Genomic DNA, 10,030 nt, shown 5'->3' with positions numbered 1-10,030 from the left:
AACTGCCGGAACCGGTTTTGACGGTTTTTTTGCTGTGGCCGTTACGCCGGCCGGGCTGCAACTGCTTTTGTTCGAGGTATTGTCCGGTTTCGGCTTCCAATGCGGCCTTGGCCGGTTGTTTGATGGGTGGGGTAAGGGGGCCGTCTTTACCGGTCAGTGCCTGTCCGGACTGAAGTTGCCTGAGTGCGGTTTCGAAATCAAATGCGGGTTTGGTCATGTGTCTTCTCCTTTATGGGGGGTTAGGGGATTGACACAGATTTTTGAACAGTACCTAATAGATTTTGCTAAGCCATCTAAATCTCCGTATAAACTTTTACTGGTCATATTTACTTTTCTCAATAAGGCATAGATTCGACTTGCTAAACTATTAGGTATGATTATTTTTTGAATGTCAGTATCTTTATATAACTGTGAATATTGAATGTCTTCAATTCTTTTTTCTCTGTTGCCTGATAACAGGAAACACCCAGCCTGACGATCTATCCTTGTGTTTAAAATCTTTGGTTCCGTAACCCAAAGTATATCTCGAGAAAACTGGTCTACATACTCTTCAAAAATCTCATCTTGCTTACCCAGAATGGAATTTCTAGTCTCAACGAATTTAGAATCTTGTTGTTTAATAAATTCTAATGATTTATCTAGAATAGAGTGATAGTCTAATGCATACAAGGAAAGATCGTTTTTTGATTTATAGTCGAATGTTTCCAATGCAAGATATAAAGCAACATATGGGCTTTCTGTGAAACCTAACAATCGTGTCGGAACGCCATAATGTTGCATTGCTGCTAACCAAGCTAATAATGTAGATGGGCTGTGGTTTTCTAAATCGTATAAATGAAATTTTGATTGGAAAATACTGAATGGGCGTTCTTCAAACAGTTTTGCTTTTTGTGCATCCCAAGTATCACCAAGTATTCTTTCTAATGAGGAGGTTAACCCCCATTCGGCATTTGCTTGTCCTCTATAAATATAATAAAAATATAATAAATATAATTATTTGGTAACCTATTAATTATTCGAATTAAATTTTCAGTACTTTAAATTTGAATATTATTCATCATAGTGCCGTACTTTCCTATACTGTTGCTGTAAATCGGATAGAATGGTTTGGAGCGTATCTTTATCATGAAACTTGCGTTTTATAGGACCACCTTTCAGGATTAATTGTTGTTGCTTTTTGTTTTGGTGATTTTTGAATTCTGGCACTAGCCTCATTACCTGTTGCCGCACTACTTTTTGTTACTTCGGTTAGAACATCTCCATTTAAGTCATCTCCGTCAATAATAGTGCGTCCCTTTTGTCCATTAGCTGCGGATAAATAAACAGATAATGGTTTTTGAAAGTATTCATCTGCATCAAAAGGGTTAGGGCCTCGAAAAGTTATAGTAAATCTAAATAATTTATATGCTTGATTCAAAACGGTAAGAAAACCTTCTGGATCTGGGATTGGACGGATTTCAACTTTTATTTGGTTTTCGATAATTCCTGATGCTAAAGAAAATAGTTTTTCTAATTTATTTGCAACTCCTTTAGGGGAAAGGTTTGCTTTTTTGGAGATGCCAATTAAGCCAATGGAAGCATTAAAAATACAGTATGTATATGGGCTGGATTCTGTTTTTTCCTCAATAAAATTCCCTGATTCTTCGTCAAATTTTTTTCAATAGTTGAAGTTGAAATAGTTGTTCTACCTATAGCAAAATAGCCGGTATTTTCATCAAAAAAGGAAATATTTCCTATATGCTAATGGTAGCCTCTTCTGAGTTCATGTGATGGTTTTTCACGAATACACAATTTCATTAATTCGCTAGCAGTTACATCTTGATTGAATAGGGATTTTTGACTAGAACTTATGAATTTTGCTCTGAATAAGTGATATTCACTAGATGGCATATTTTTTTCCTTTTTAGAAATACAGGCAATTTTAGTTTTTCATAGTTGAAAGCATTCTAAACTTTAAGGGTTTACTCGGAGCGATTCTATAAAATCTCCTTCAAATACTTCCCGGTATAACTCTTCTTACTCTTAGCCACTTCCTCCGGTGTCCCTTTGGCAACAATCTTCCCGCCGCCATCACCGCCTTCCGGCCCCAAATCGACAATATAATCAGCAGTTTTAACCACATCAAGATTATGCTCGATAATCACAATTGAGTTGCCTTTGCCTTTCAGACGGCCTATGACTTCTAACAATAAGGCAATATCGGCAAAGTGCAGGCCGGTGGTGGGTTCGTCTAGGATATAGAGGGTGCGGCCGGTATCGCGTTTGGAGAGTTCGAGTGCGAGTTTGACGCGTTGGGCTTCGCCGCCTGACAATGTTGTCGCAGATTGGCCGAGGCGGATGTAGCCTAGGCCGACGTCCATCAGGGTTTGCAGTTTGCGGGCGACAATGGGAACGGCATCGAAGAATTGGTGGGCTTCTTCTACGGTCATGTCCAATACTTGGCTGATGTTTTTGCTTTTATATTGGATTTCCAGCGTTTCGCGGTTGTAGCGTTTGCTGTGGCAAACTTCGCAGGGTACGTAAACATCGGGTAGGAAGTGCATTTCGACTTTGATGACGCCGTCGCCTTGGCAGGCTTCGCAGCGACCGCCTTTGACGTTGAACGAGAAGCGGCCGACGTTGTAGCCGCGCTCACGGGCGAGCGGTACGCCGGCAAAGAGTTCGCGGATAGGGGTGAACAATCCGGTATAAGTGGCGGGGTTGGAGCGCGGCGTGCGGCCGATGGGCGATTGGTCGACATTAATCACTTTATCGAGATGCTCAAGACCGCTGATGCTGTCGTATGGGGCGGCTTCTTCTTTGGCACGGTTGAGTTCGCAGGCGGTGATTTTGGCCAAAGTGTCGTTGATGAGGGTGGATTTGCCGCTACCGGATACGCCGGTGATGCAGGTAATCAAACCTAAGGGCAGTTCGAGGGTCACGTTTTTGAGGTTGTTACCGCACGCGCCGTTTAATACCAACATACGGTCGGGATTGACCGGTGTGCGCTCGGTGGGAACGGCGATATTTTTTTTTCCGCTCAGGTATTGGCCGGTAACGGAGTTTTCGCAGGCGGCGACGTTTTCGGGGGTGTCGGCAATCAAGACATTGCCGCCGTGTTCGCCTGCACCGGGACCCATATCAACGACAAAATCGGCTTCGCGGATGGCGTCTTCATCGTGTTCGACTACAATCACGCTGTTGCCTAAATCGCGCAGGCGTTTGAGGGTGGCAAGCAGGCGGTCGTTGTCGCGCTGGTGTAAGCCGATGGAGGGTTCATCCAATACATACATCACGCCGGTCAGGCCGCTGCCGATTTGGCTGGCCAGGCGGATGCGCTGGGCTTCGCCGCCGGATAGGGTTTCGGCGGATCGGGAAAGGTTAAGGTAATCAAGGCCGACGTTAATCAGAAAACTCAAGCGCTCGGTGATTTCTTTGAGGATTTTTTCGGCGATGTGTTTTTTGTTGCCGTCTAAACCGAGTGTTTCAAAGAATTGGTGGGTTTTGGTCAGCGGCCAGGCGGAGATGTTGTGCAAGGCTTCGCCGCCTACATAGACATAACGGGCTTCTTTGCGCAAACGTGCGCCGCCGCAGCTCGGGCAGGCACGGTGGCTTTGGTATTGCATAAGTTCTTCGCGTACGGCTTGCGAGTCGGTTTCTCGGTAACGGCGTTCGAGGTTGGGCAAAATGCCTTCAAAAGCGTGTTCGCGTTTGAACGTGCCGCCACGCTCGGACAGGTAGGTAAATTCGATGGTTTCTTTGCCGGAGCCGTTTAAGACGATGTTTTGCACTTTTTTCGGCAGCGATTCAAACGGTGCGTCAATATTGAAGCCGTAATGCGCTGCCAGTGATTGGATCATCTGGAAATAAAAGGTATTGCGTTTGTCCCAGCCTTTAATTGCACCGGCAGCCAGCGACAATTCGGGGTGCATGACCACGAGTTTGGGGTCGAAGAAATTCATATTGCCCAAGCCGTCGCAGGTCGGGCAGGAACCCATCGGATTATTGAAGGAAAACAGGCGCGGTTCCAATTCCTGCAAGCTGTACGAACACACCGGACAGGCAAAGCGTGCGGAAAACCAATGTTCTTCGCCGCTGTCTATTTCCATGGCTAAAGCGCGCTCGTTGCCGTGGCGTAGCGCAGTTTCAAAGCTTTCGGCCAAGCGTTGCCTGATATCGTCGCGCACTTTGACGCGGTCGATCACCAGGTCAATATTGTGTTTGATGTTCTTTTCCAGCTTCGGCAATTCATCCAGTGTGTACACTTGGCCGTCAATACGCACGCGCGCAAAGCCTTGCGCCTGCAAATCGGCGAAGAAATCAACAAATTCACCCTTACGGCCGCGAACGGCCGGTGCCAAAATCATTACGCGCGTGTCTTCCGGCAGGCCCAATACATGATCCACCATCTGCGACACGGTTTGGCTGGACAACGGCAAACCGTGTTCGGGGCAATACGGCGTGCCGATGCGGGCGTACAAAAGACGCAGATAATCATGGATTTCTGTTACCGTGCCGACGGTAGAGCGCGGGTTATGGCTGGTGGATTTCTGCTCGATGGAAATCGCCGGCGACAAGCCTTCAATCAAATCGACATCAGGTTTGTCCATCATCTGCAAAAATTGGCGGGCATAGGCGGAAAGGCTTTCCACATAGCGGCGCTGGCCTTCGGCATAAAGCGTGTCAAACGCCAAACTCGATTTGCCGCTGCCCGACAAACCGGTCACTACCACCAATTTATGGCGCGGAATATCCAAGTCGATGTTTTTCAAATTATGCGTACGCGCGCCGCGGATGCGGATGGTGTCGTTGCCGGAAGCGTTTTTGTGGGGATGGTTGCACATAATGTTTAGGCCGTCTGAAAATAAAATCAAGAATAGGCTATTGTAACACTTTTCGTGAGTCCAACTGATGATGCGCCCGGTCGGTTTTTTCAGACGGCCTGACTATTTTCGCCGATAATCCGTTATAATCATCTAACCGTACAACTAAAGGAATCTGCATGAATAAACCTTCTTATCCGCATCCGATCATTGCCCGCGAAGGCTGGCCGTTTATCGCCATCGGTTTCGCCGCCAGCGTGTTGGTTACTGCCGTCGACGGCTGGTTGTCGTTGCCGTTTTGGCTGTTTACGGTTTTTGCCTTGCAGTTTTTCCGTGATCCGGCACGCTATATCCCGCAAGATCCTGATGCCGTGTTGAGCCCGGTCGATGGCCGCGTGGTGGTGGTTGAGCGTGCTCAGGATCCATACCGCAAAATCGAAGCCCTGAAAATCAGTATTTTTATGAATGTATTCAACGTACATTCGCAAAAATCGCCGATTGACGGCACGGTCGAAGCAGTCGAATACAACCGAGGCAAATTTCTGAATGCGGATTTGGACAAGGCCAGCACCGAAAACGAACGCAATGCTGTTTTGGCTACCACCGCCACCGGCCGGGAGATTACGTTTGTACAGGTGGCTGGTTTGGTGGCACGCCGTATTTTGTGTTATACCCAAGTCAGCCGCAAACTGAGCCGCGGTGAGCGTTACGGTTTTATCCGCTTCGGTTCGCGCGTGGATGTTTACCTGCCTTTGGATGCTAAAGCAGAAGTGGCGATTGGCGACAAAGTGACCGGCGTGAGCACCATCTTAGCTCGGTTGCCTTTGCAATCGCCGGATGCCAAACCGTTTGGCGATGCGCCTGCAACAACGGTAAACACTGTGCCACAACTTGTGGCACAACCGGCTGAACCCATTGTGCCATCTGTTGGAAATGCTGCGCAAGTCAGCCAGGCAGTGATTGAAGAAGCGGCGGAAAAAGTGCGGGAAGCGGCGGCCAAGGCTGTGCGGTCTTAATCGGATGAAATGGTCAAAAGGTTTTCAGACGGCCGTCTGAAAACCTTTTTTATTGCTTGGAAAAGCTGTTTGGAAAACGATAAATCAGTGTTTTACGATGTAGAAAATGCCAGCTTGGTATACACTTTTTGTTTTGGGGCTGACACAGATTAACCCCAAACACCACACCATTGCCGCAACATTTTAAGCTGCCCGGACGGTGTGCCGAAGTCAAAGCCGGAACCCGCATCCTTTCAAGGACAGCGGGAAAGGTTTACGGCCAACCCCATTGTATTTGCGCAAGACGCACTTCGCCCGGCCCCAACAATTTCCAATGCTGCCGATAGGGTTTTGACGGTCTGCAAAAAGCTGTGAACGGTTGATGCGCTGATGCGCGAACCTGCCCGCATCAAGCACGTCACAGCCCCTGTCACTACCGGTATGAACAATGCCGTCAGGTGTTGTTTGCTTGAAATAAGGCATCCTTCCCGTTATCCCCCGCAACGGCGGTACCAACCTTTCCCTGCCGCTTTAAGATGCCGGATACCGCCGCTTTTCCTGCTGCCGCGCGTCCGCGTTTGCCCTTACGCCGACCGCCGAAACAACCCCCGTCCGGCCCGGTAGGGCCTCTGAAAACCCCGCCGGTTGCCTGCGCCAAATGACAGGCTGTCACCCGGCGGGTTTTGCGGTAGGACAAATAGCCCAACCGGGTTGGATACCCAGAATATCAGCGGCTGCACGGGCGGTGGCTTCCGGTACGAAAAACCGGAGGAGTTTTCTTTAGGTATTCTTTGTTAATTTGCAATGGTTATCTTTATTTTTGCCGTCTGACATGACTGCTAATCTGCTTCAGCCTCTTTATTTTTTGCGTGCAGACTTGTTTGGGGATTTTTGCGTGTCGTCAAGAATGCCGAAAGACACGGCAAAGCCGCACAGGTTCCGATAATACTCGAAAACCCTAAAACAATCGTTTCAGTAACAGAGCGAAAGCGGTTCAGCATGAAAAGAGTCAACACTTTGATTTTTCCCATACCTGAGATCTTTGCAAAATCGCCATCTCCGGTACATTGCTCCGAGCCAGGTTTCTCGAACGCCTGCCTTCGCGAATATGTCTGCCGCTTCTCCGATGCCGCTGCTTTAACCTGACCTGACTCCGGAATGTTGCAGAGGGTTCAGCCTTTATTTGTGTAAACAGGCGAAAGTTTCCTGCGTTTGACGTAGAATAGACGTTTTGGTTCAGGCCGTCTGAAAAAGGAAACTCTTTTTGAATAAAACCCGTTTGTTCCCCGTTGATAAATCTTTGGAAAAACCCGAGCGCGTGATGTTGGTCGGTATGATGTTGGGCGCGGATTATTCCGGTACCAACGAATTGCGTGAGCAGTCTTTTCAGACAGCGTTAGGCGAGGCAGCCGATTTGGTGCGCGCGGCAGGCGGTGATTTGGTGCGTGTGGAAACGGCCAAGCGTGATAAGGCGCACACTGCGTTGTTTATCGGTACAGGCAAAACGGATGAACTGGCTGCGGCAGTGAAACGGCATGATATCGGTCTGGTGGTATTCAATCACGAACTCACACCGACGCAGGAGCGCAATTTGGAAAAAGAACTGCAATGCCGCGTGCTTGACCGTGTCGGCCTGATTCTGGCGATTTTTGCCAAACGCGCACAATCGCAAGAAGGTAAATTGCAGGTGGAATTGGCGCAGTTGTCACATTTGAGCGGCCGTTTGGTGCGCGGTTACGGCCATATGCAGAGCCAAAAAGGCGGTATCGGTTTGAAAGGGCCGGGTGAAACGAAATTGGAAACCGACCGCCGCTTGATTAGCCAAAAAATCACCGTGTTGGAAAGGCAATTGCACAGTGTGCGCAAACAGCGTGCCGTACGCCGCAAATCACGTGAATCATGCCGTCTGAAAACTTTTGCGATTGTCGGTTATACTAATGCCGGAAAATCCAGTCTGTTTAACCGTTTGACTAAGGCCGATGTGTTGGCGAAAGACCAATTGTTCGCCACGCTCGATACCACAGCGCGGCGCTTGTTTCTGTCGCACGAAGCCAGCGTGATTCTGACGGATACGGTCGGTTTCGTGCGTGATTTGCCGCATAAACTGGTGTCGGCTTTTTCCGCGACATTGGAAGAAACAGCGGTGGCTGATGTGTTGCTGCATGTGGTGGATGCGTCGAATCCGGATTTCCAACGCCGAATCGACGATGTGAACCAGGTGTTGGAAGAAATCAAGGCACATGAAGTGCCGCAATTGCTGGTGTATAACAAAATCGATTTGATGCCTGAAGGCGGTAAGGAAGCCGGCATTTTGCGCGGTCATTGCGGCAAGGCGGCGGCGGTGAATATTTCGGTGGAAAAAAGCTTGGGGCTGGAGGCGTTGCGCGAGGTGATGATTGAGTATGCGTTGGCAGACAGGCCGTCTGAAGGCTGGAGATTTGAATGATTTTTTTCAGGGCTGCCCTAGATAACCGGGATAAATTACATTTTACTAATTGTTTTAAAATGAAAATCTGAACTTTTATCCCGCTGTTGTCAAAACGCCGTTCACACTCCTTCAAATACAGCTCGAAATGCGCTTTTGTGCAAATGCCGTTTTGTCTGATTCCAAAAATGCTTAATCTTGTTAATAGGGTTTTGTCTTTCAGCAAAATGTGTACCGTGATTGATACGAAAATGGGTAAATTCACTCGTAATCTATAGTCAATTCAGTTGGGAATGAGACAAGGCAGCCCGTCGCAGACAGTACGGATAGTACGGCAAGACGGGCTAACGCCGTATCAAGTGATTTGACCATAACGCATCGCAACGGCGTTAACAGTCCGTACAGACATATGCTGTCGGGGTTGACCTGTTTGGGGATAATTGGCAGCAAGGTATCCGGTACGGTAACGGTAAAAACGTTACCTTTTCGTTTTAAAAGCCCGAATAAAGCGACTTTGCCGGCGGCACCACGGCCGCGTTTACCTTTACGCCAAAATCACTTTTGGCAACGTCTACTTCTCCAGCAAATATTTCCAGATGCGGGCTGTTTTGATAAATAAGTAACCGTAAACGATGAAAGTAACAGGCTGCGATATTTTTGTTTACGCCAACTAACCCGGATGCCGTTCAGGCAGTAACTCTTGCAACAAACAGCCCAATGAGTTTGTTTTGTTTGTACCTGCTTAGACGACTTTTACGCATAGCGCATAAGGATAATTCTGACTTAATTTGAGTTTCCTTAGTTATCTGGGACGGTCTCTTTTTTCAATAAGCAGGTTATAGTTAGGCCGTCTGAAGCCAAAGATAAATCAGGGAGGGTTTACCAGTAGAATTCAGACGGCCGGAAGAGGTCAGTTAAATTGTGATACTGAAATCAGATTATTTGATGGAAAAGAGCCGGTTTAGTGTGTCGTAATCTGCCTCACATTTATGTGCTTTTCAGATTTTTTTGCATATTTTCATACAGGGATCAAACGGCTAAGCCGAGATAGACGGTACCGGATAAGATGCCGATAACGGCAAAGAAAGGCATAAGGCGATCAATCATAATAATTCCCATTAAGTTAATTAAATATTTTTGTAAGTGTATTTTATTAGGCAGATGATTCTGCTTTAATTGATTTTTGTCTCAGGCGGAATATGGACGTAGTATGCGGTTTTAATTTTCGCAGGTCAATTGGAATTGTATTAAAATTTTAGAAAAAGGTTCATCTTTACATTTGAATAATCGGAATAATTTTCAGATAATCGGTAATTTAAACGACCGTTTATTTTTAGATGAAAGGTTATTATATTGAAAATAAATATAAAATATAATTTTATAATATTTTCATTTTATTTTGAACAATATGACTGTTTGAAAACGGTTTGTACAATAATGAAACACTTATTTCAAGGGGCTGAAGTAGATTGGCAGTCATGTCAGACTGCAAAAATGAAGATAACCAATTATAAATTAACAAAGAATACCCAAAGAAAACTCCTCCGGTTTTTCGTACCGGAAGCCACAGCCCGTGCAGCCGCTGATATTTATTGGGCTATGTTGTCCTACTGCAAAACCCGCCAAGCGGCTGCCTGTCATTTGGCGCAGGAAGCCGGCGGGGTTTTCAGAGGCCCCACCTGGCCGGACGGGGGTTATTTCGGCGGTCGGCGTAAGGATAAACGCGGCCGCGCGACAGCAGGAAAAACGGCGGTATCCGGCACCTTAAAGCGGCAGGGAAAGGTTGGTACCACCGTTGTGGGGGATAA

At 47.2% G+C, this 10,030-nt stretch carries 6 protein-coding genes and 5 pseudogenes; 3 read left to right on the top strand and 8 right to left on the bottom strand.

All coding sequences use genetic code 11. From position 1 onward, the window contains the following. From C7N83_RS11530 to uvrA, 5 genes and pseudogenes are all read right to left on the bottom strand, one after another. Positions 1–217: pseudogene (locus tag C7N83_RS11530) on the bottom strand (IS256 family transposase); the annotation flags it as partial. Further along, positions 214–669 carry a hypothetical protein gene (locus tag C7N83_RS16255; protein WP_245911218.1) on the bottom strand — a complete coding sequence of 152 codons (456 nt, stop codon included), beginning with the start codon at positions 667–669 and terminating at the stop codon, positions 214–216. The gene C7N83_RS16255 and the pseudogene C7N83_RS11530, both read right to left, overlap by 4 nt. A gap of 42 nt (positions 670–711) precedes the next feature. Beyond that, positions 712–969 (bottom strand): annotated as a pseudogene (locus tag C7N83_RS17105) (FRG domain-containing protein); the annotation flags it as partial. 154 nt (positions 970–1,123) lie between these two features. Further along, on the bottom strand, positions 1,124–1,588 hold the full coding sequence (locus C7N83_RS17250; RefSeq protein WP_483869978.1) for a hypothetical protein: 465 nt from the start codon (positions 1,586–1,588) through the stop codon (positions 1,124–1,126). 388 nt (positions 1,589–1,976) lie between these two features. After that, positions 1,977–4,823: an excinuclease ABC subunit UvrA gene (uvrA, locus tag C7N83_RS11520; RefSeq protein WP_106742797.1), complete on the bottom strand. Its 2,847-nt coding sequence runs from the start codon at positions 4,821–4,823 to the stop codon at positions 1,977–1,979. A 158-nt stretch (positions 4,824–4,981) separates the two neighbouring features. Here uvrA and C7N83_RS11515 point away from each other — a divergent pair, with 158 nt between their 5' ends. After that, complete coding sequence (locus C7N83_RS11515; protein WP_106742796.1) at positions 4,982–5,818, top strand: phosphatidylserine decarboxylase; 837 nt, start codon at positions 4,982–4,984, stop codon at positions 5,816–5,818. 149 nt (positions 5,819–5,967) lie between these two features. Here C7N83_RS11515 and C7N83_RS11510 read toward each other — a convergent pair. Beyond that, positions 5,968–6,602, bottom strand: a pseudogene (locus C7N83_RS11510) (IS1595 family transposase). A gap of 34 nt (positions 6,603–6,636) precedes the next feature. Continuing rightward, a complete protein-coding gene (locus C7N83_RS14310; protein ID WP_146135150.1) occupies positions 6,637–6,828 on the bottom strand; it encodes a hypothetical protein in 192 nt (63 codons plus the stop codon). Positions 6,829–7,118: 290 nt separating this feature from the next. Here C7N83_RS14310 and hflX point away from each other — a divergent pair, with 290 nt between their 5' ends. Continuing rightward, complete coding sequence (gene hflX, locus C7N83_RS11505; protein ID WP_425437523.1) at positions 7,119–8,243, top strand: GTPase HflX; 1,125 nt, start codon at positions 7,119–7,121, stop codon at positions 8,241–8,243. A gap of 58 nt (positions 8,244–8,301) precedes the next feature. On the opposite strand, the pseudogene C7N83_RS16250 reads toward hflX, so the two are convergent. Continuing rightward, a pseudogene (locus tag C7N83_RS16250) lies at positions 8,302–8,983 on the bottom strand (hypothetical protein); the annotation flags it as partial. A gap of 733 nt (positions 8,984–9,716) precedes the next feature. Here C7N83_RS16250 and C7N83_RS11490 point away from each other — a divergent pair. Next, a pseudogene (locus tag C7N83_RS11490) lies at positions 9,717–10,030 on the top strand (IS1595 family transposase); the annotation flags it as partial.

It is taken from the genome of Neisseria iguanae, assembly GCF_003013245.1.
Classification (GTDB): domain Bacteria; phylum Pseudomonadota; class Gammaproteobacteria; order Burkholderiales; family Neisseriaceae; genus Neisseria; species Neisseria iguanae.
Note: the sequence above shows the minus strand (reverse complement) of the source record. Positions and strands in the feature narration are given on the sequence as shown.

Bases quoted from the DNA above. Each gene is read 5' to 3' on its own strand.
- uvrA (WP_106742797.1), bottom strand. From the start codon at position 4,823: ATGTGCAACCATCCCCACAAAAACGCTTCCGGCAACGACACCATCCGC.
- C7N83_RS11515 (WP_106742796.1), top strand. From the start codon at position 4,982: ATGAATAAACCTTCTTATCCGCATCCGATCATTGCCCGCGAAGGCTGG.
- C7N83_RS14310 (WP_146135150.1), bottom strand. From the start codon at position 6,828: ATGGGAAAAATCAAAGTGTTGACTCTTTTCATGCTGAACCGCTTTCGC.
- hflX (WP_425437523.1), top strand. From the start codon at position 7,119: ATGTTGGTCGGTATGATGTTGGGCGCGGATTATTCCGGTACCAACGAA.